Origin of the sequence: Nitrosomonas mobilis, assembly GCF_900103035.1 — a bacterium.
GTDB lineage: Bacteria > Pseudomonadota > Gammaproteobacteria > Burkholderiales > Nitrosomonadaceae > Nitrosomonas > Nitrosomonas mobilis.
This window is the reverse complement of sequence record NZ_FMWO01000041.1, coordinates 1-20287: the sequence shown is the minus strand read 5'-3', so window position 1 is coordinate 20287 and position 20287 is coordinate 1. Positions and strand designations below refer to the sequence as shown.

24 protein-coding genes, 1 other RNA gene, 1 pseudogene and 1 riboswitch are annotated in these 20287 nt (G+C 50.5%); of the genes and pseudogenes, 20 read left to right on the top strand and 6 right to left on the bottom strand.

Annotated elements, in window-relative coordinates:
* Positions 1-16 precede the first annotated feature (16 nt).
* The 3 genes from NSMM_RS04635 (at position 17) to ppa (ending at position 3397) form a co-directional block, all read left to right on the top strand.
* Positions 17-1189 carry an O-succinylhomoserine sulfhydrylase gene (locus tag NSMM_RS04635; RefSeq protein ID WP_090285079.1) on the top strand — a complete coding sequence of 391 codons (1173 nt, stop codon included), beginning with the start codon at positions 17-19 and terminating at the stop codon, positions 1187-1189.
* Between the two features lie 17 nt (positions 1190-1206).
* Positions 1207-2718 carry a threonine ammonia-lyase, biosynthetic gene (ilvA, locus tag NSMM_RS04630; protein ID WP_090285077.1) on the top strand — a complete coding sequence of 504 codons (1512 nt, stop codon included), beginning with the start codon at positions 1207-1209 and terminating at the stop codon, positions 2716-2718.
* 130 nt (positions 2719-2848) lie between these two features.
* A complete protein-coding gene (ppa, locus tag NSMM_RS04625) occupies positions 2849-3397 on the top strand; it encodes an inorganic diphosphatase (protein ID WP_090285075.1) in 549 nt (182 codons plus the stop codon).
* A 65-nt stretch (positions 3398-3462) separates the two neighbouring features.
* Here ppa and NSMM_RS04620 read toward each other — a convergent pair whose 3' ends face one another.
* Positions 3463-5268 carry a S8 family serine peptidase gene (locus tag NSMM_RS04620; RefSeq protein WP_090285073.1) on the bottom strand — a complete coding sequence of 602 codons (1806 nt, stop codon included), beginning with the start codon at positions 5266-5268 and terminating at the stop codon, positions 3463-3465.
* Positions 5269-5347: 79 nt separating this feature from the next.
* Positions 5348-5430: riboswitch (cyclic di-GMP riboswitch) on the bottom strand.
* Positions 5431-5554: 124 nt separating this feature from the next.
* Between NSMM_RS04620 and apaG the strand changes: the two genes are divergently transcribed.
* Genes apaG through NSMM_RS04605 form a run of 3 tightly spaced genes read left to right on the top strand, consistent with a single transcriptional unit; the run spans position 5555 to position 7184 of the window.
* Positions 5555-5938: a Co2+/Mg2+ efflux protein ApaG gene (gene apaG / locus NSMM_RS04615; protein ID WP_090285071.1), complete on the top strand. Its 384-nt coding sequence runs from the start codon at positions 5555-5557 to the stop codon at positions 5936-5938.
* Positions 5935-6660 (top strand): SAM-dependent methyltransferase, encoded by a 726-nt coding sequence (locus NSMM_RS04610; protein ID WP_342671776.1) that lies wholly within the window; start codon positions 5935-5937, stop codon positions 6658-6660. The genes apaG and NSMM_RS04610 overlap by 4 nt, the downstream gene beginning before the upstream one ends.
* A 2-nt stretch (positions 6661-6662) precedes the next feature.
* Complete coding sequence (locus tag NSMM_RS04605) at positions 6663-7184, top strand: hypothetical protein (protein WP_090285067.1); 522 nt, start codon at positions 6663-6665, stop codon at positions 7182-7184.
* 228 nt (positions 7185-7412) lie between these two features.
* On the opposite strand, the gene NSMM_RS04600 is transcribed toward NSMM_RS04605, so the two are convergent.
* The 3 genes from NSMM_RS04600 to NSMM_RS04590 form a co-directional block, all read right to left on the bottom strand.
* A complete protein-coding gene (locus NSMM_RS04600) occupies positions 7413-8225 on the bottom strand; it encodes a PEP-CTERM sorting domain-containing protein (RefSeq protein ID WP_143001860.1) in 813 nt (270 codons plus the stop codon).
* A 214-nt stretch (positions 8226-8439) separates the two neighbouring features.
* Complete coding sequence (gene ssb, locus NSMM_RS04595) at positions 8440-8895, bottom strand: single-stranded DNA-binding protein (protein WP_090285064.1); 456 nt, start codon at positions 8893-8895, stop codon at positions 8440-8442.
* Positions 8896-10254, bottom strand: coding sequence for an MFS transporter (locus tag NSMM_RS04590; RefSeq protein WP_090285158.1), 1359 nt, complete (start codon positions 10252-10254; stop codon positions 8896-8898).
* 216 nt (positions 10255-10470) lie between these two features.
* On the opposite strand from NSMM_RS04590, the gene NSMM_RS16980 reads away from it, so the two are divergent.
* Positions 10471-10575 (top strand): neutral zinc metallopeptidase, encoded by a 105-nt coding sequence (locus tag NSMM_RS16980; protein ID WP_218121011.1) that lies wholly within the window; start codon positions 10471-10473, stop codon positions 10573-10575.
* A 126-nt stretch (positions 10576-10701) separates the two neighbouring features.
* On the opposite strand, the gene typA is transcribed toward NSMM_RS16980, so the two are convergent.
* A complete protein-coding gene (typA, locus tag NSMM_RS04585; RefSeq protein ID WP_090285062.1) occupies positions 10702-12516 on the bottom strand; it encodes a translational GTPase TypA in 1815 nt (604 codons plus the stop codon).
* A 142-nt stretch (positions 12517-12658) separates the two neighbouring features.
* Between typA and NSMM_RS04580 the strand changes: the two genes are divergently transcribed.
* The 13 genes and pseudogenes from NSMM_RS04580 (at position 12659) to NSMM_RS15990 (ending at position 19253) form a co-directional block, all read left to right on the top strand.
* Complete coding sequence (locus NSMM_RS04580) at positions 12659-13252, top strand: riboflavin synthase (protein ID WP_090285060.1); 594 nt, start codon at positions 12659-12661, stop codon at positions 13250-13252.
* 6 nt (positions 13253-13258) lie between these two features.
* Complete coding sequence (gene ribBA, locus NSMM_RS04575) at positions 13259-14368, top strand: bifunctional 3,4-dihydroxy-2-butanone-4-phosphate synthase/GTP cyclohydrolase II (RefSeq protein WP_090285058.1); 1110 nt, start codon at positions 13259-13261, stop codon at positions 14366-14368.
* 40 nt (positions 14369-14408) lie between these two features.
* Positions 14409-14903, top strand: coding sequence for a 6,7-dimethyl-8-ribityllumazine synthase (gene ribH / locus NSMM_RS04570; RefSeq protein WP_090285056.1), 495 nt, complete (start codon positions 14409-14411; stop codon positions 14901-14903).
* Positions 14900-15388 carry a transcription antitermination factor NusB gene (gene nusB / locus NSMM_RS04565; protein WP_090285054.1) on the top strand — a complete coding sequence of 163 codons (489 nt, stop codon included), beginning with the start codon at positions 14900-14902 and terminating at the stop codon, positions 15386-15388. Before ribH ends, nusB begins: the two co-directional genes overlap by 4 nt.
* 35 nt (positions 15389-15423) lie before the next feature.
* Positions 15424-16407 carry a thiamine-phosphate kinase gene (gene thiL, locus NSMM_RS04560; protein ID WP_090285052.1) on the top strand — a complete coding sequence of 328 codons (984 nt, stop codon included), beginning with the start codon at positions 15424-15426 and terminating at the stop codon, positions 16405-16407.
* Positions 16388-16930, top strand: a complete 543-nt coding sequence (locus NSMM_RS04555; protein ID WP_090285050.1) for a phosphatidylglycerophosphatase A family protein — start codon at positions 16388-16390, stop codon at positions 16928-16930. The genes thiL and NSMM_RS04555 overlap by 20 nt, the downstream gene beginning before the upstream one ends.
* Positions 16931-16942: 12 nt before the next feature.
* On the top strand, positions 16943-17470 hold the full coding sequence (locus tag NSMM_RS04550; protein WP_090285048.1) for a CinA family protein: 528 nt from the start codon (positions 16943-16945) through the stop codon (positions 17468-17470).
* 44 nt (positions 17471-17514) lie between these two features.
* An RNA gene (gene rnpB, locus NSMM_RS04545) (RNase P RNA component class A) lies at positions 17515-17819 on the top strand.
* A gap of 315 nt (positions 17820-18134) precedes the next feature.
* Positions 18135-18263 carry a hypothetical protein gene (locus NSMM_RS16750; protein ID WP_281200887.1) on the top strand — a complete coding sequence of 43 codons (129 nt, stop codon included), beginning with the start codon at positions 18135-18137 and terminating at the stop codon, positions 18261-18263.
* 13 nt (positions 18264-18276) lie between these two features.
* Positions 18277-18522: a hypothetical protein gene (locus tag NSMM_RS04540; protein WP_090285046.1), complete on the top strand. Its 246-nt coding sequence runs from the start codon at positions 18277-18279 to the stop codon at positions 18520-18522.
* 53 nt (positions 18523-18575) lie between these two features.
* Positions 18576-18779 (top strand): hypothetical protein, encoded by a 204-nt coding sequence (locus tag NSMM_RS04535; protein WP_090285044.1) that lies wholly within the window; start codon positions 18576-18578, stop codon positions 18777-18779.
* A 15-nt stretch (positions 18780-18794) separates the two neighbouring features.
* A pseudogene (locus NSMM_RS16975) lies at positions 18795-19022 on the top strand (relaxase/mobilization nuclease domain-containing protein); the annotation flags it as partial.
* Between the two features lie 60 nt (positions 19023-19082).
* A complete protein-coding gene (locus NSMM_RS15990) occupies positions 19083-19253 on the top strand; it encodes a hypothetical protein (RefSeq protein ID WP_218121010.1) in 171 nt (56 codons plus the stop codon).
* Between the two features lie 81 nt (positions 19254-19334).
* Here the strand turns inward: NSMM_RS15990 and NSMM_RS04530 are convergent, their stop codons facing one another.
* Positions 19335-20285 carry an IS1595 family transposase gene (locus NSMM_RS04530; protein WP_090285042.1) on the bottom strand — a complete coding sequence of 317 codons (951 nt, stop codon included), beginning with the start codon at positions 20283-20285 and terminating at the stop codon, positions 19335-19337.
* Positions 20286-20287: the final 2 nt, after the last annotated feature.

Sequence of the window (20287 nt, the reverse complement as noted above, 5' to 3'; positions counted from 1 at the left end):
TGTTGGGAGTTAACAAATGACTAAAGAGCTGGAACTGGAGACGCTGGCCATTCATACGGGCATCGAGCGTAGTCAATTCAATGAACATTCTGAGGCACTCTATCTGACCTCCAGTTTTGTGTTTGATAGCGCTGCCCAGGCGGCTGCACGCTTTTCCGGGGAGGAACCCGGTAACATCTATTCCCGGTTCACCAATCCCACCGTTTCGACGATGCAGACGCGCCTTGCTGCGCTGGAAGACGCTGAAGTCTGCATTGCAACTGCTTCGGGCATGTCAGCCATTCTGTCGTGCGTCATGGGTCTGCTGTCCGCAGGGGATCATATCGTCGCCTCACGCAGTATTTTTGGTTCGACCGTCAATCTTTTCTCAAATATCTTCAGTCGCTTCAACATCGAAACCACTTTTGTTTCGGCAACTGATCCGATGGAATGGCAGCAGGCCGTGAAGTCCAATACCCGTCTGTTTTTTTTGGAAACTCCTTCCAACCCATTGACGGAAATATCGGATATTGCTGCGCTGGCAGACATTGCCCACAAAACTAAAGCGTGGCTGGTGGTTGATAACTGTTTCTGTACGCCCGCATTGCAACAACCGCTCAAGCTGGGTGCGGATATCGTCATTCACTCTGCAACCAAGTATCTGGACGGGCAGGGCAGGGTTCTGGGTGGTGCCATCTTAGGAAATAAAGATCTGTTGATGGATGGCGGCATATTCGCTTTTTTGCGTACGGCAGGGCCGACATTGAGTGCATTCAACGCCTGGGTCATTCTGAAGGGGCTGGAAACTCTGAGTTTGAGAATGCAGGCACATTCTGCGCATGCGCTTGAAATCGCGCAGTGGCTCGAAGCTCATCCGGGTGTTGCACGGGTTTATTATCCAGGATTATCCTCGCATCCGCAGCATACTCTCGCGATGCAACAGCAGAAAGCCGGCGGCGGAATCGTTTCCTTCGAGATCATGGGAGGCAGAGACAAAGCCTGGCATGTCATCGATTCCGTGCAGCTATTGTCGATTACTGCGAATCTGGGGGATACTAAAAGTACACTTACCCATCCCGCTTCCACCACGCATGGCCGTATTAGTCAGCAGGCGCGCGATGCTGCCGGCATCACCGAGGGACTGTTACGTATTGCGGTAGGACTGGAGTCGCCTGAGGATATAAAAGCAGACTTGTTGCGCGGCCTATGAAATCAGTGTTCCGATAAATGAAGTATGATTATCTGCAAAAAATCCTTACTGCCTCTGTCTATGATGTCGCAGTAGAGACACCACTTGAGGAAGTACCACTACTCTCCTCGCGTATGCATAACCGCATCTATCTCAAACGAGAAGATTTGCAACAGGTTTTCTCCTTTAAGCTGCGAGGTGCTTACAATAAAATGGCCAAACTTACCCCTGAGCGACTGCAGCACGGGGTGATTGCGGCTTCCGCAGGTAATCACGCACAAGGTGTGGCGCTGGCGTCCCAAAGACTGGGTTGCCCAGCTACGATCGTAATGCCGACCACCACCCCGCAGATCAAAGTCAACGCTGTGATGGCACGTGGTGCAACGGTGCTGCTGCATGGAGATTCCTACAATGATGCCTACGAGTACGCGTTACAACAGGCGGAAAAGGATGGCACCACCTTTGTTCACCCTTACGATGATCCCGACGTCATCGCTGGCCAAGGGACCATTGGCATGGAAATCCTGCGTCAACATCAGGGTAAGATACATGCCATTTTTGTACCAATCGGTGGTGGTGGATTGATTGCCGGTATTGCTGTTTACATCAAACAATTGCACCCGCTAACAAAAATAATTGGCGTGGAGCCGATCGATTCCGACGCCATGTATCAGTCGTTACAAGCAGGACAGCGCGTCACGCTCTCGCAGGTTGGATTGTTCGCGGATGGCGTGGCCGTCCGCCAGGTTGGAGAAGAAACTTTCCGCTTATGCCAGGAGTGGGTGGATGAAATCATTCTGGTCGATTCTGACGCCATTTGCGCGGCAACCAAGGATATTTTCGAGGACACCCGCGTCATTCTCGAGCCATCGGGCGCACTGTCAGTTGCGGGGCTCAAGGCCTATGTCGAGCGTGAGCATTTGCAGCACGAAGCTCTGGTGGCGATTGCTTCTGGGGCGAACATGAATTTTGACCGCTTACGTCATATTTCCGAGCGCGCGGAGCTGGGTGAGCAGCGTGAAGCGATCCTGGCAGTCACTATTCCGGAAAAACCCGGTAGCTTTAAGAATTTCTGCAGCCTACTGGGGATGCTTAGCATTACCGAATTCAACTACCGTTACGCCGATGCTAGCGAAGCGCATGTGTTTGTCGGTGTTTCGGTCAGGAACCGAGAGGAGGCGCTGGATCTGATTCAACGTCTGCAGGCAAATGGTCTGCATACGGAAGACATGACTACCAATGAGATGGCCAAACTACATGTGCGTCACATGGTTGGTGGCCGCTCACATCAGGTAAAAAACGAAATTCTTTACCGTTTTGAATTTCCAGATCGCCCAGGTGCATTGATGAATTTTCTGAACCAGATGAGCTACCACTGGAACATCAGTCTGTTTCATTATCGCAATCATGGTGCAGATTTTGGGCGTGTACTGGTCGGCATGCAAGTGCCGTCCGACGAAAAGGATGAGTTCAGTGCCTTTCTTGACAAACTTGGCTATCGTTATTGGAATGAAAGCGACAATCCAGCGTACAAGCTTTTTTTGTCCTGAGTTTTTAGTTTAATACCATGTTTTTATGTTTTGACGTGCCAGCACGTTACCGTGCATCTCGTTAAACAGACCTGTGTTCTATTGTTGGTAACATCCTTTCCCCCTTTTTTAATACTTGTAAAGCTATTTTATGAATTTAGATAGAGTCAGTTCCGGTAACAGCCTCCCCGATGAAATCAATGTCATCATCGAAATACCTGCCTTGAGTGATCCTGTTAAATATGAGGTGGATAAAGAAACAGGCGCGATGTTCGTTGATCGCTTCATGAGTTCAGCGATGCACTATCCCTGCAATTATGGTTACGTGCCGCATACCTTGTCGAAGGATGGCGATCCAGTGGACGTGCTGGTAGTGACACCTGTGCCGTTGATTGTCGGTTCGGTTGTTCAATGTCGGCCAATTGGGGTGCTTAAAATGACAGATGAATCAGGTGATGATGCCAAGATACTCGCGGTTCCGATCAGTCGGTTGTGCAAAGCCTATCAGAAAGTGCGGGTGCTGGATGACATGCCTCCTTTATTGCTGGAGCAGATTGCGCATTTCTTTGAGCATTACAAGGATCTGGATGAAGGAAAATGGGTCCGTGTACAGGACTGGGGCGGTCTTGAGGATGCCAAGCAGGAAATTTTGTCGAGCATCACCATGTACAAGGAAGCACCAGTCAAGCCTAATTTTTGATTTGATATTGAGCAAAAACAAGAGATATGCCTGCTGGATGAAACCACCCGGCAGGCATTGGCAGTTTAGTTGCTCACATTAACGGTTTTGCTGATGGTGTTACCTTCAGCATCGCTGGCTTCTACCGTGACGGTGAACCATGTGCCGCGCGGTGCATCATCCCAGCTTCTCCAGCGATAGCCCAATGATGTGCTGGTGCTGGATGCAACGATGCTGCCATTGATCGACAGTGCCATTTCTACAGTAGCCTCACTGGCTCGAGCAATTACCGCCTGATTGCGTCTCACTTTCATGCCGTCAGTGAGATTGAACTCGGTAATTTCAGGTAATACCGGATCAGCAACGGGATCATCCGATTTGTCGGAGTTTTTTACAGTGACGATAACCGGTGCAGAGCTTCCCTGGTTGCCAGCCGCATCAAATGCATGGGCGGTTATAGTGTGTTCCCCCTCATTCAGCTGTGTTGTATCCAGCATGAAAGCAAAAGGCGCATCGGTATCGGTAATAACCGACTGCTCATCAATGCGCAGCTCCACTCGCACCACACCTTTGTTGTCGAAATAATTTACATCCACTGGCACATCGCCTGATATCTGTCCGCCTGTCGGGGATGCGATGCTGATCTCGGGCGGAATGTTATCCGCACTGATTTTTGTATAGGCAGCTTCCACAGCACGCGCTGCATTGATCCGGCCATGACCGTAGTACTGGTCAAAACCGGGCTCACCCAGATCAATGGCAGTCGATGTGAGCAATTCATCAATATCCGTGGGAGCGAGATCCGGATTGGCCGATAACATCAGGGCAATGGTGGCGGCCGTAATCGGGCTGGAGAAGGAAGTGCCGGAAACATAACCATAGCCACCACCATTAGTTGTCGTGTAGATGCTGGCGCCTGGCGCGGCGACGTCGACCAGCGGTCCATAGGTCGACCAGCTTGCGCGGGCATCATTACTGCCAGTGGCGGAGGCGACAATCACGGCATCGGTAGGTGGGGAGTTCAGAAGCGTGCCGCTGTTACCAGCCGACATAACTACAACGCCGCCTTTGCTACGCATGTAATTTGCGGCATTGTGAATCGTCGCACTGTCTGCACCACCGTAGCTGATATTGGCAACCTGCGCGCCATTGTCCGCTGCCCAGCGAATTGCCTGAGCCATAGTGCTGATATAAGCCATGCCATCAGGCCGGGAAATACGAACCGGCATGATGCGTGCGCTCCACGCAACCCCGGCACTGCCCTGACCATTGTTGGCAGCTGCAGCCGCAGCGCCAGCCACTTTGGTACCATGACCGAAAATATCCGAACTATCTGCATTATTATCGTACATGTTCCAGCCAGAAACCATATTGGCCGCCAGATCAGGATGGTTGCTATCCACTCCGGTATCGAGGATTGCAATCGTGATACTGTCACCGGCTGCAATATCCCATGCAGCAGGCGCGCCTATCTTGGGTAATGCCCAGCTGTTTCCCAGGGCAGGATCAGTGATGGTCTGTCCTGGCTCAATCAGCCTGTCAAGCTCGACGAATTTGAAGCGGTGGTCTTTACGGAGTTTGTTCATGAATTTGACTTCATCTACACCATCCGGTAGTTCGTAAATATAGGCATTGAGTTTTTTCAGTTTGTGCCGGGACTTGATGCCATCCACTTTATCGATGGATTGCGCGGCAACACCGGCGCGCGGCATGACCAGCAGGCGCCCCCTGGCCCATTTACCGGAATCGGGGAATTTCTTTGAAATAACGGGCTGCTTGCTGTTTGCTTCTTTGGTTACTTTGGCGATGCTCGTGCCAGGGAATGCGACTAATAAGCCCAGTAAAAAAAAATGAATGGTAAAGCGATGTTTAGGAAACAAAAAGGGTAGCATGATGCTTGGCTCCTGTAGTTGACAAAATACCGACTAAAGGTTTGCAAGCACGCTTAAATAAAAAGCATGAAATGCGAACTTCGGCAACCCCGCTTTCTTGACAATTTGTCAAGACCGGAAGCTTTGCGCCCCTACCTCACGATAGGTTAGCCTTTATCGGTAAGAGCTATTGACGGCGGTACACTGGTAAACTTGAGATATTCCTGAGACGCAGCAGGTAATCCCCGAAGGGGATGCTCGCAAATATGAGTTTTTAGAAATGCCCAAAATGAGATGAATTAACCTAATGATGGACAACGAAAAATACTGCATTGAAGTGAAGATCAAAACCACTTATCTGCCCGAACAATCAGACGTCGGGACGGAACATTTTGTCTTTGCCTACACGATCACCATTGTCAATACTGGCAGAGTCGCTTCACAGCTTATCAGTCGTCACTGGATCATTACCGATGGGGATGGCAGTGTGCATGAGGTGAGAGGGCTGGGGGTAGTGGGGGAACAGCCTTTGCTGAAACCTGGAGAGAGTTTTGAGTACACCAGTGGCACCGCCATTTTTGCGCCGGTGGGTTCCATGAAAGGTAGCTATCAAATGGTAGCCGAGGATGGTTTCCATTTTTCCGTGGAGATACCCGAGTTCATCCTGAGTGTGCCAAGAGTGCTGCATTGACTGGTAAAATGAACCCAAAAGGCAGGCTCTATCTGGTTCCTACTCCGTTGGGAGAGAGTGGACTGCCACCAGTTTTGCCGGCCGAGGTGCAGCAGCGATTGTCCGCCATCAGGCATTTTGTGGTGGAACACTCGAAAACAGCTCGCCATTTTCTCAAGCAGATTGCCGGTTTGCCACCGCTGGCTTCCCTTGAACTCATGGAGCTCAGCGAACATACGGCGGCAAAGGTGCTGCCGGATTTGCTCGCGCCCCTACTGAATGGGCGGGATGTCGGGTTACTGTCAGAAGCTGGCTGCCCCGCGGTTGCCGACCCGGGTGCGTCACTGGTGCGGCTGGCGCATCAACAGGGTATCCAGGTAGTACCACTGGTCGGACCATCCGCCATTTTGCTGGCATTGATGGCTTCTGGTCTGAATGGGCAACGTTTCTGCTTCCACGGGTATCTGCCAGTCGTGCAGGATGCGCGTGACGAGAAAATCCTACAGTTGGAAAAGCGTTCTCGGCAGGAAAATGAAACCCAGATCTTCATTGAAACGCCATACCGCAATCTGCGTTTGCTAGAAGCGTTGTTACAACGCTGCAACGCACAGACACAACTGTGCATAGCATGCAATCTGACACTGGTGGATGAGTATGTTTTCACCCGGGCAATTGGCGAGTGGCGTCAGAACAGTTTGCCAGCCATTCACAAGCGACCGGCTGTCTTTTTATTGCAGGGGTAGAGATGTCGCGTCAGGTCTTATCACAGGAAACGTACAGCTTACGCGCTGGTTGGGCTGTCTTGCTGTTGATGCTCGGATCGGGTGGGGCACACATATACGCGCAGCCTGCATTGAGTGTGCAGTTGCCCGTCGGCAGTCACACAAGACTACTACGCGTGGCCTCTGCCACTCATCCCGCCAGTGGCGCATGGCATCCCTTTTATCTGCCGTATGGCTGGATAGGTCCAGTTTATCCAGTTCCTTCCTTTTACGCAGACTGTTCCCTGTTTCCCAACTGTACCATTTTTGCACCTTATCCACCGCAGAAGGCGCGCAGACAGAAATCACCACCCCCAGCGAAAGTTTATGGCGAACCGTATCAGCCGGATGCTGCCATGGAAGCATGGCGTGCCAGCTTGCGACCCATACCTGCCCCTTTTCGTACTGATGAGCGCCTCATTCAACCACAATTTCGTGATCACAGCCTGATCCGGCCCGAATTTGAACAGGCCGGCAAGCTATTGCCGATTTTCCCGCCGAAATAGCACAAAACCCCGAGCTACCGAGGTGGAATCATCCAGACTGGAGAGTTCCGGCATGGCCATTTGGAGCAAAGCAGGTTTACCCAGTATGTACATGTCGGAAAACTTTACATTCTATTGTTGATTCCGGCATCGAGTTTGCTTGTCCATATAAAAAACGCCGGTTGCCCGGCGTTGGAGTGATTGCAAGTATATCGTTGTTATATTTTGTTATTTAATTTCTGTCGAAGATCAGACCAGTCTGCGACGATGGGTGGCAGCAAAACCAAGCAGGCCGGTGCCGATTAGCAGCAGGCTCATGGGTTCGGGGATTTCATTCAGACCACTGGTGCTGGCCGTCAAAAAGGCCCATTCTTCAAATGTACCGGCAGAACCCGAGCCTGGTTGTAAACCAAAGCGTGACCACAAGATGAAATAGTTATTTGCATTCTGTCCGGCAAAAACCGTTTCTGGCACTTTCAACAACATGTCACTCACACCATTACCGGGTTTGCCGTTTCTGTTTGCATCGAGCAGAACGTAATTATCAACGGTTCTATCCATGTCCCACAGCAATGTTCCTGAAATACCATTTGCGTTTCCGTTTGGATCTACTGATTGGCTGGATTGACCGCCGGTCGTTGAGGAAAATAATTTCAAACCATCCAGAGATAGTAGTCTGCCATTCTTCCCCCCAGGTTCCCCGATATCCAGTACAAACTGGTAAAAACCATCAGTGCTTTGCAGTTCACCAAATTGTACGTCGCGCGTAAAATTTCCACCTTTGTTATCAAAAACCTTATTTGCATTTGTATTGTATCCCTGTTCATTGCTGTTTTTTTGAACTCTGAGGAAGGAATTCAGTACGCCGGTTCCGCTCGGCTGAGTTTGATCAAAGGCAAAAGTCAGCGTATTGCCGCCGCTGGTTATGGTGCCACTGTTTGTGGCAGTAGAAGATAAGTCTACTGCCAGGACTGCCGCGCTAGTTTCATGAATCGTTGACAAGCTTAATGCCAGCGTGGTTACCGCAATCGATAACATTGAAGTCAGTTTGTTCAGTTGCATTTCATTGCCCCCCACTCGAGTTGATCATTAAATTTTTACCACTATATTTATAAAAGCACGATCCATGCCAATTTAATAACTATATGATTTCATCGTAATATTTTTGAAGAATGGTATTCCTGGCACGAAAGTGTAAATTTGATCGACACTGGGTGATGTGTTGCTGAAGTTGGTGGGGCGTTACTCGATTTTTCCGGCAATTCGCCTGAGTCATTTAAAACGGAATGTCGTCTTCCATGTCGTCAAAGCCGCTGCCAGCCGGGGAGCTGTTTTTACTGCTGGAATGACTCCCTTGTTCATTTTCGTGGTCATTCGAGGTATCCTGATAGCTTGCCCCGGAACGGCTGCCGAGCATCTGCATGCGGTCGGCGACGATTTCGGTGGTGTAGCGCTCGACGTTGGATTTGTCCGTCCATTTACGGGTTTGTAAACGTCCTTCTATATAAATCTGTGAGCCTTTCTTGAGATATTCACCTGCGATTTCGGCCTGTTTACCGAACATGACGATGCGATGCCATTCTGTACGCTCCTGCTTCTCGCCGGTTTTGTCTTTCCAGGTGTCGGTGGTGGCAATGTTCAGGTTTGCCATTGCATCTCCGCTGGGCATGTAGCGAATTTCCGGATCACGTCCGAGATTGCCGATCAACATGACTTTGTTCAATGAGGCCATTTATACGCTCCTTTGCAATAACTGAATCACTTTGTCTTCCTCAAATCCTTTCATATCCACTTTCAGGTAGGCAACCTGTTCATTAGTCAGCACCAGAGCTTCACTGACACCGGGCAAGGCTGCCAGCGCCTGTGAGAGTTGGCTGGCCTGGTGGTTGTCCATTCTGCTTACCGCATACATCTTGGAGCGCACCGCCGCTGGCGCCTGCATGGTGATTGCCAGCAATAGCCAGACCACCAGTAACCCGCCGCACAGAGCCGTCAAGGCAAAAGCGCCATGATGCTGAAACAGGTAACCGCCGAGACTTGCGCCAACGAATGCACCGAGAAACTGAGTGCTGCTGTATATGCCGATAGCCGTGCCTTTCGCGCCAACTGGCGCAATTTTGGAGATCAGCGAAGGTAGACTCGCTTCCAGCAGATTGAATGCCGTGAAAAATACCAGCAGTGCGAAAGTCAGCCCGAACAGCGACTGACTGAACAGTCCCATGAGAATCTGTCCGGTGAGCAGCAATGCCACGGCTGCGGTGAACACGGGTTTCATCTGTGATTTTTTCTCGGCATAGATGATGGCCGGAATAATCAGTATGATCGATAATACCAGTACCGGAAAATATACCTGCCAGTGATGATCGGCTGCAAGACCAGCTTCACGTAAAGACAGCGGTACGACCAGCCACAGGGCCATCAGTACTGCATGCAGAGCGAAAATACCATAGTTCAGCCGCAGGAGTTGCGGGTTGCTCAAGACTGTTTTGAAGCGGCTGGATGCGACCTCGGTATCCGAATGAAAACGACTGACGATTGGATTAGGCACCACTTTATAAACCACCCAGATAGCGAGCATCGCCAACAAACCTGTCAACAGAAAAATACCCGGCACACCAATCCATCGGTTGAGTATGGGCGCCAGGATTAGTGATATGGAAAACACGACACCAATGGTTATGCCAATCATTGCCATGGCTTTGGTACGGTGTTCTTCGCGGGTGAGATCGGCAGCGAGTGCCATGACCGCCGCCGAGATCGCCCCCGCGCCCTGCAGAATCCGGCCAAAAATCACCCAGTAAATATCAGTAGCGCTGGCCGCGACAAAACTGCCTAGCGCAAACAGGATCAGCCCGAAGTAAATGACCGGTTTACGCCCGATACGATCAGACAACCAGCCAAAAGGGATTTGCAGGATGGCCTGGGTCAATCCGTAAGCACCCAGCGCGATGCCGATGAGGGTGAAGCTGGTGCCGCCCGGTAAATCTTCTGCGTAAAACGAAAATACCGGCAGAATAATGAACAGGCCAAGCATGCGCAGCGCGTACACACCAGCAAGCCCGATGGAAGCACGTAACTCCACCGGCGTCATTTTTTCAGTAATTTCAGGGGAAGTCTTGGGCGGGGAAGTCGATGACATGAAGCTGATCAGTGATAGGATATGAATCTGAAATGCGGCTATATTAGCAGGTGTTGGCTGGGGCTTCAGGTTTTTCTGTTGGCACGGATCGGTTTGCGTTGACCAATCGGATTTAACAGGTGGCCTTGAAGAAGCAATGTCAACCGCCAGCGCCATCGGTGACTCCGGATGCTTACCCACTACACAGCAGAGCAGCGTATACGGTGGTTTCGTATCGGGTTTGAAACGGGCGAGGTCAAGCGATGTGATGCTTTCTCTGCTGCCCGGTTGTAGAATACAAAATTTTTGCTAAGGGCCTGGAAGGAAATAACTGTTACAGATTGTGCTGGATTTTTGTAACGTCGAAGACGGACGAAAGGACCAGTAAGATGTGATAGCTATTTATTGACAAGCCCTAAATCAAGCTGCTGATCTTGCCGCACGTTTACGTTCATGCTCCAGCAGAAAACGCTTGCGAATGCGAATGCTCTTGGGTGTAATTTCCACCAACTCATCATCAGCGATGAATTCAATAGCAGACTCGAGCGTTAATTCAACAGGTGGAATAAGCGCAACCGCTTCGTCGTGACCAGAAGCGCGTATATTGGTTAACTGTTTACCTTTGACCGGATTGACGATTAAATCATTGTCACGGGTGTGTATGCCGATGACCATGCCTTCGTAAAGTGGGTCGCCCGGCTTGACAATCATGCGGCCACGATCCTGCAGTTTCCACAAGGCATAAGCGACGGCTTCCCCGTGTTCGGCGGATATCAACACGCCATTTTTGCGCGCTGCAATATCGGACCGGACGGGGCCGTATTCATCAAAAACATGGCTCATAATGCCGGTACCGCGCGTCATGGTCATAAATTCTGACTGGAAACCGATCAAGCCGCGTGCGGGAATGCGATAATCCAGACGTACTCGCCCACGACCATCCGAAACCATATCCAGCAAATCACCGCGACGGGTACCGAGGGCCTCCATGACAGCACCTTGATTCGCTTCATCCATATCAACGCTCAGGGCCTCGAATGGCTCGCACTTAACACCATCGATTTCGCGCATGACCACGCGGGGACGAGAAACCGCCAGTTCATAGCCTTCGCGCCGCATGTTTTCAAGCAAAATCGTTAAATGCAATTCACCTCGCCCTGAAACCAGAAAGGAATCGGTATCGCCTGTTTCTTCAAAGCGTAAAGCTACGTTGGTCAGCAGCTCTTTTTCAAGGCGTTCCCGCAATTGGCGGCTGGTCACAAATTTTCCTTCCTTGCCCGCGAAGGGTGAGGTGTTAACCTGAAAATTCATCGATAGCGTCGGTTCATCCACGACTGGCATAGGCAAGGCTTCAGGGTGACTGATATCCGTTAAGGTAGTGCCAATCCCGATTTCCTCAATACCGCTTACCAACACGATATCCCCGGCAACGGCTTCACTTAGCTGAACACGATCCAGCCCATGAAAGCCGGATACCTGGTTAACACGTGCTTTTTTTGCAGGCTTGTCACCGGTGATGACCATTACATCCTGCCCGGGTTTCAGACGTCCACGATTGATACGGCCAATACCGAGACGCCCGACAAAACTTGAATAATCGAGCGCAGTAATCTGAAATTGCAGTGGTTCATCCGGGTTGCCTGTCGGGGCGGGAACATATTTGAGAATCGTGTCAAACAGAGGACGCATGTCCTTGCCAGGTTGCGCTGGATCCAATGAAGCATAACCATTAAGCGCGGAAGCATAAACAACTGGAAAATCAAGCTGATCCTCGGTTGCGTTCAGTTTGTCAAACAAATCGAAGGTATGATTGACGACCCAATCAGGTCGCGCACCCGGGCGATCAATCTTATTCACGACCACGATTGGGTGCAAGCCCAGCGCCAGCGCCTTGCGCGTGACAAAGCGGGTTTGCGGCATGGGACCTTCGACCGCATCCACCAGCAATAATACACCGTTAACCATGGACAATACTCGCTCAACCTCACCCCCAAAATCAGCATGGCCGGGCGTGTCGATGATGTTGATATGCACCCCTTCGTAATCAATGGCACAATTCTTGGAGAAGATGGTGATACCTCGCTCCCGCTCAATATCGTTGGAATCCATTACGCGTTCAGCGATAGTTTGGTGCGCTGAAAAAGTGCCGGCCTGATGCAGTAATTTATCAACCATGGTAGTTTTACCGTGGTCAACGTGGGCGATAATAGCGATATTACGGAGTGCGCGTGTCATAATGAACCAGTCCTTGGAAAACGAATTTTGCAGCCAAATGCAAATCGCTAATTATACCAGTGTATCTGGCTCGCCGCAGTTATCTGTTTGATCTATCGGATTGATGATCTATATGGTTTTCAAAAATTACAGGCAATTTTGAATGTTTACCGGCATTGTTAAAACTGTTGGCAAAATAGAGCATGTTGATTACCGCGAGGACATTTTGCAGATGCGTATTCATCCGGGTGAAATCGACTGGCGGGAGGTTGCCCTGGGGGACAGTATTGCGGTCAATGGCGTATGCCTGACTGTGATGGCGATTGACGATAACAGGTTGTCATTTGAAATATCCGGTGAAACACTGGCCTGTACAAATGGTCTGGATAAGGTTGGCAATCGGGTCAATCTTGAGCAGGCTTTGCGCTTATCTGACCGACTCGACGGCCATCTGGTCAGCGGACATGTCGATGGCGTAGGTGTTGTCAAGGAAATCAGCCAACATGAGGATCGCTGTCAATTGGTTATACAGGCGCCAGACGCCTTGCTTAAATACATCGCGGCAAAAGGGTCGATTACGGTTGATGGTGTCAGCCTGACCATCAATCGGGCCGAAGGAAATGTCTTTGAGGTGAATCTGGTACCCTACACGCTGCAGCACACCAATTTCGCCTTTCTGAAGCCTGGGGAAAAGGTGAATCTGGAAACCGACATGATCGCCCGATATGTCGCTCGTTTATTAAATCATGCAGGATAACGAAACATGAAGCCCGTGGTGAGTTCCATCGAAGAAATACTGGCCGATTTTAAGGCTGGAAAAATGGTTATTCTGGTGGATGAGGAAGATCGCGAGAACGAGGGCGATCTGGTGTTGGCAGCAGATTTCGTCACACCGGATGCAATCAATTTCATGGCAAAGCATGGCAGAGGGCTGATTTGCCTGACGCTGGAGGAAGCGCGCTGTCATCAACTCAAGCTGCCGATGATGGTGACTGCCAACCATTCGCCGCTAGGAACAAACTTCACCGTATCGATCGAAGCTGCGAGCGGTGTAACAACCGGCATCTCGGCAGCTGATCGCTCTCGTACCATTCAGGTGGCGGTAAAGGCAGATGCCAGGCCGGAGGATCTGGTACAGCCGGGTCACATTTTTCCACTAAAAGCACAAAAAGGGGGGGTGCTGGTACGCGCGGGCCATACTGAAGCAGGTTGTGATCTGGCGCGCCTAAGTGGTCTGACGGAAGCGGCAGTTATCTGCGAAATTCTCAAAGACGATGGTGAAATGGCGCGTTTACCTGATTTAATTGACTTTGCAGCTGCGCATCAGCTCAAAATTGGCACTATCGCCGATCTGATTCAGCACCGCAATCGCACTGAGAGTCTGGTCGCCAGAACGGCTGAAAGACTGCTGCAAACCGCACACGGGGAATTCAACCTGGTTGCTTACCATGACAAAATATCGGGTGTGACGCATCTCGCGCTGGTAAAGGGTAATGTAGATACAGACTCGGAAGTGCTGGTCCGCGTTCATGAACCGGTTTCGATCATTGATGTACTGGAAATCGACGACTGTACTCATGCCTGGAGCGTTCACGACGCCATGGCACTGATTGCCAGAACCGGTCAAGGCGTGATTGTGCTCCTGAGTCGTAAAGATGACATGCATGTTCTGTTGGAGCGTATCATGCCAGCACAACTTTGCCTTGAGGACAAATCCAGGCCAGATTTACGTAATTATGGTATTGGCGCACAAATTCTGCGAGATCTCGGCGTTCAGAAAATGCGCCTGCTGGCAACGCCACGCAGAATGCCGAGTATGACGGGATTTGGCCTCGAAGTTACTGGCTATCTGGAATCCGAATCAGACACTTGAACTAAACACGTTTTTTAATATTATCTAACAAGGAATTAAAATGGCCTACTATGACAATATCCCCGAACTTGAAACCGAACTTGACGGCAGTGGGCTCAGCATCGGTATCGTCATGAGTCGGTTCAATCTCGATGTAGCAGAAGGATTGCTTGGTGCTTGTACTGCAGAGCTCATCAAACTAGGCGTAAATGAATCCGATATGCTGCTTGTAACCGTCCCCGGAGCGCTGGAAGCTCCGCCTGCGCTGCAGAAGCTTGCGCTAACCGATCGGTTTGATGCGCTAGTTGCACTCGGGGCAGTTATTCGTGGAGATACCTATCATTTTGAGGTGGTTGCCAATGAATCGGCGCGTGGCCTGATGATGGTCACGCTGGATTATGATATTCCGATTGCGAACGGCATCCTCACAACCAACACGGACGATGAGGCCATTGCGCGAATGAGCCGGAAAGGCACTGAAATAGCACGGGTTGCAGTGGAAATGGCGATCACGATTTCCAAGCTCGACGCAATCAGCGCTGACGATCCGGAATGACGCAACCCACTTCCATTCCATCAGTAAAACCTGCACCCAAATTCAAAAATCGTCGTCGTCTGTCGCGGGAACTGGCGGTGCAGGGAATTTACCAGTGGCGTCAAGCACAAGGCGAAGTACGTGACATCATCGCACAGCTACACGAAACCAAAATCTTTGCCCGCGCTGATAAAACCTATTTTGAGGATTTATTAAACGGAGCATTGGAACACGCTCTGGAACTGCAAACTCATATTCAACCTTGCCTTGATCGTCAACTGACCGAGCTGAGTCCGGTCGAATATTCAATTTTGTTGCTGGGTGCTTACGAACTTGTGCATCATCCGGAGATCCCCTATCGCGCTATTATCAATGAGGCTATTGAACTGGCTAAAAGCTACGGTGGGACCGATGGCCATCGCTATGTCAATGGGGTGCTGGATAAACTGGCAACAGCACTGCGCATAGCCGAGACCGGTATGTCGACATCCAGCAAAAAAAAATAAGTATATGATAACGCTCGTTCTACATTAATTTTTCCATGAATTCTGAGTTCGACATCATTCGCCGTTACTTCACGCGCCCATCCAGACGGGCATTATTAGGTGTCGGCGATGATGCTGCGATTATTACCTGTCGCACCGGAATGGATCTGGTGGCTTCCACAGATACCCTGGTGGCAGATCGCCATTTTTTCGCACATACTGACCCAGCTAATCTAGGGCATAAATCGCTTGCGGTGAATCTATCGGATATGGCGGCTATGGGTGCAACACCCCGCTGGGTCATGCTGTCATTGACGATTCCCCGGGAATTGGCGCAGGATGATGCCTGGTTGAACGCTTTTTCCAGTGGATTCTTCACGCTTGCCGATCAGTTTGATGTGGAGCTGATCGGAGGCGATACCACCTGCGGACCGTTAAATATCGGCGTGCAGATCATGGGTGAAATCCAGCATGGCAGGGCATTGAAACGCAGTACCGCAGTAGCTGGAGACGATATCTGGGTTTCTGGTGAGCTGGGCAATGCCGCGCTGGCATTGGGTTATCTGCGACGCAAGATCGTATTGACGCCACAGGAAGCACAAGCCTGTCTAAGTCATCTGGATAAACCCGTTCCCCGTGTTGGTCTCGGTCAACAGTTACAGAAACTGGCAAGCAGTGCCATTGATATTTCTGATGGACTACTCGCCGATCTTGGGCACATCCTTCGGTCTTCGGGCATCGGTGCGAAAGTTGATTTTGAACGTATCCCCTGCAGCAGCGCACTAAGAAAAAAACTAATGCCAGGACATCTTGAACGTAAGCTTGCCATGGATTGTTTGCTGGCAGGCGGAGACGATTATGAGCTATGTTTTACTGCAGCCGCAAATAACCATGAAGCGCTTGTCCAGTTATCGCAACAGAGTAATATCCAGTTGTCCTGTATTGGTGAAATTGTTACCGGCGATGGTCTGACCCTATCAACTGTAGCCGGTGTTCCCATTCATCATGAGAGAAAAGGCCATGATCACTTCCTTGCCTGAAAATTATTCACCGGAATATCCACGCAAAAGGCACCCGGATATTACCTTTGTGCATATCCGGCTGGCTCATTTTATTGCCATGGGCGCCGGGGTCGGTCTGATCCGGTACGCACCGGGCACGTTTGGCACACTCGCTGCTTTTCCTTTGTACTGGTTTCTAGACCACTGGCTGGATGCATTCTCGCTGCTACTCGTCATCGACGTATTTTTCATTCTAGGAATCTGGGCCTGTGCCGTCACGGGCCGCGCGCTTAACGCACCTGATCATTCGGGAATGGTATGGGATGAAATTGTGGCCTTCATGCTGGTACTCTTCTTCATTCCGGATGAATGGCAATGGCAACTCACTGCATTTCTGTTGTTCCGTTTTTTTGACATCATAAAACCAGCGCCAATTAACTACTATGACCAACAACTCGAAGGGGGATTTGGTGTTATGTTTGACGATCTGCTGGCAGCGTTTTACACGCTGCTTTGTCTGGCTGGCTGGAAATCAATGGTGCTGTTTGAAAGTTATTTTTAGGATTTTCCGGGTATGCTAAAACCCAGTGATAAGGAGTTGCTTGCCCTGGCACAGCAGACGGGGGCGCTGCTCAAACAAAACGGATTGATGCTTGCTACAGCGGAATCCTGCACTGGTGGCTGGATTGGACAGGTTGTCACCGCCGTACCGGGCAGCTCTGACTGGTTTGATCGGGGATTTATCAGCTACAGCAATCTCGCCAAACAGCAGATGCTGTCGGTAACACCTACGATACTGACACGTTTTGGCGCTGTCTCCGAACAAACTGCACGAGCGATGGCGTCTGGTGCGATCAAAATGAGCGCGGCACAGGTAGCTGTTGCCGTTACGGGTATCGCTGGTCCGGAAGGCGGAACGGCAACCAAGCCGGTTGGAGCGGTTTGTTTCGCCTGGTCAATTGTCAATCAGGAAAACCAGTCGGCCAGTAGTCGTACCTGTTTGTTCAACGGCGACCGAGAAGCGATCAGGCGTCAGGCAGTGGCAACTGCGCTACAAGGTCTGCTGGAGTTATTGAAAGACGTTGAACCTCGTTGTGCATGAATGCTTCCCTGAAGCAGGCCATGTTTTCGGGTAGAATGATTGACGAAGCTGGCTAGACAGTCGCTGCCTGGCAACCCAGGGAGAGGAAAGTCCGGGCTCCGCAGAGCAGGATGCCGGTTAATGGCCGGCCGCTATAAGTCGTAAGACCCAAGGCGAGGAACAGGGCCACAGAGACGAGCGTATTAAGTTACGGTGAAACGCGGTAACCTCCATCCGGAGCAAGACCAAATAGGCAGACGATGACGCTGCTCGCCGAGTCTGCGGGTAGGTTGCTTGAGCGAGTAGGTAACTATTCGCCTAGAGGAATGACTGTCCACGACAGAACCCGGCTTATCGGCCAGCTTCACTTTTGCTTCAGGACGTCTCTCATTCCCGCATACATATACATCCCCTTACAAGGCGTTCGCCGTAATCAACTTGCAGCGGGGCATATATCTCCAGGAGTACACCCATGTCGTGCACACAAATAAAAACGCCCAATCGGGACAGATTGGGCGTTGAATTTTGGTGGGTGGCTCGGGAATAACAAGAAATCTGAAACAAAGCTAAACTCAGCGTTCAACGCGGAAACATGCCGAGAACTTTTCGAGACGTTGGCGCAATGGAACACCTATCTTGAAGATCATATTCCATATTTTCAAAGCAAAGTACAGGAGCCGATACCATGAGCGGCTCTACCAATACTTTATCTGTGGGTGATGCGTTTTCGGTCAGCGCTGGCCGTCTTCGCAATAAAGCAAAACGGCGCTATAACCCCACCCTTTTCTTTGTGCCTTACAGCCTAGGAACGTAAACGGCTAGATGAAATGGCAGGTAATCAACCGCTCGGATCATATATTCGTGATCGTTTGTTTAGCGAAAAGGCCGAAAAACGCCGTAAGATCAAAAAACCCAAGCCCGATATTGTTATGCTGGCTATGGTGCTGAGAGAGTTGGGCCAGTCGCGGCTAACATCAAATATAAACCAATTCGCCAAGGCCGCTAATATGGGTACGCTCGATATCACCCTGGAAATTGAGCAAGAAATTGAACAAGCTTGTCTGGAAATCTAAGCCATGCGGGCACTGCTCATCGCAGCGCTTGGTGTGGTGCCGGAAGATGGCGAATGATTCTTGTCGGCAACCAGCGCGGCGGAGTCAAGAATTTGGTCTTGCACCTGCTCAAAGAAGAAAATGAGCATGTGGAAATCCATGAAGTGCGCGGCTTTGCTTCGCGCAATCTCATGGGGGCGTTGAATGAGGCCTACGTGATAAGTCGCGCCACGCGCTGCAAACAATTTTTATTTTCGCTCAGTTTAAATCCTCCATAAAATGAGAATGTTTCGGTTGAAGCATTAGAAAAAGTCGTAGATCAAGCCGAAGAGAGACTTGGCTTAACCGGCCAGCTTCACGTCATCGTTTTCCATGAAAAAAATGGACGCAGGTATTGTCATGCGGTATGGTCGCGGACCAAGGCGGATGAAATGAAAGCGGTGCAGCTTTCCTTTATCAAACGCAAATTAACTGAATTGTCGCGTGAATTGTATCTGGATACACGGCTGGACGATGCCTAACGGTTTAAAGCAATCTCATGCCCGTGATCCGCGCAACTTCACCGGGGCGAGGTTTTTGCTGTGTCCAAATGGGCTGGAATCAAAACAAAGGAAGTTCGCAGCCAATTGAACGATGAACAAATCCTGCCGTCGGTCGATGAAGCCAGAATCTGGATTGATAAGAATATGACCGTGCGGCTGGATAGGCTGTTCCAAGAACAGGCAAATGCATTTGAAACCCGTATGGCGTAGTTGGAAGAAAAGCGGCAAGCCATAACGCGCCAGCAAAAAGCCGAGCGGCAACAATTACGTGATGCGCAAAATATATCCTGATTAGTTACCTGTCTCAGAAATTCTCAATATACCGATCGGAAGAGGTTCTGTCGTTGCGGCGGCGCGCAGCAATCGCGGCACCATGGCAGCTAAATCAAAACGGCGATTGAAGCGATAGGAGAATTCTGCAAGATAGCGCTGTGCATACTTGGCGTGATTGAATGCATGGTAGGTTCCGCTGAAGGCAGTCTTGAGATTGCCAAGAAGCGTATTGACCCAGCGAAACTCGGCACGCTGCACAGCAGATTTGCCACTTCCCACAATATGGCGCTCATGCTGCGCGGCTGTATGCGTAACCGCCCCGAAACACCCCAAACCATCAGATACGACTCGTGCAGTAGATGACAGACATTCAGCCGACCACTGTTTGAGCGCTTCGTATGTAAAACCCGCTACGGGAGTCAAGCGTATATAAAGTGGCTTCCCCTCGCTGTTTGTTTGTATTGCCGCTACAAATGGCGTCTTACTTGCCGCGCCCCGGCCGCGCTTTCCCGGCCTTTCACCTCCCAGATAAGCATCGTCAACCTCTACGCGTCCATCCAGACGGCGTTGCTCTTCGCGCAGCAGCATGGTCTGTAACAGCCTATGCTTGATCGACCATGCCGTTTTGTAACTTACCCCCAGCTGACGTTTGAGTTCCAATGCACTGACCGCATTCTTGCTTTGCGTCATCAAGTAAATGGCCAGAAACCAGGTTCTTAGCGGTAATTTAGTATTTTCAAACACGGTGCCGACAATTGAAGAACATTGGTAGCCACAATCCAGGCATTCCCATAGCTTGCGGCCGTTATGGGTACAGGAATATCGCTCCCCATCGCAGCGCAGGCATCTCCAGCCATGTGGCCACCTCGCAGCAAACAATGCTGCTTCACATTGTGCTTCCGTGCCATATTGATGCAGAAATTCATGCAGTGACAGGCCTGCCTGAAACTGAATTTTATTCATCGCCATTG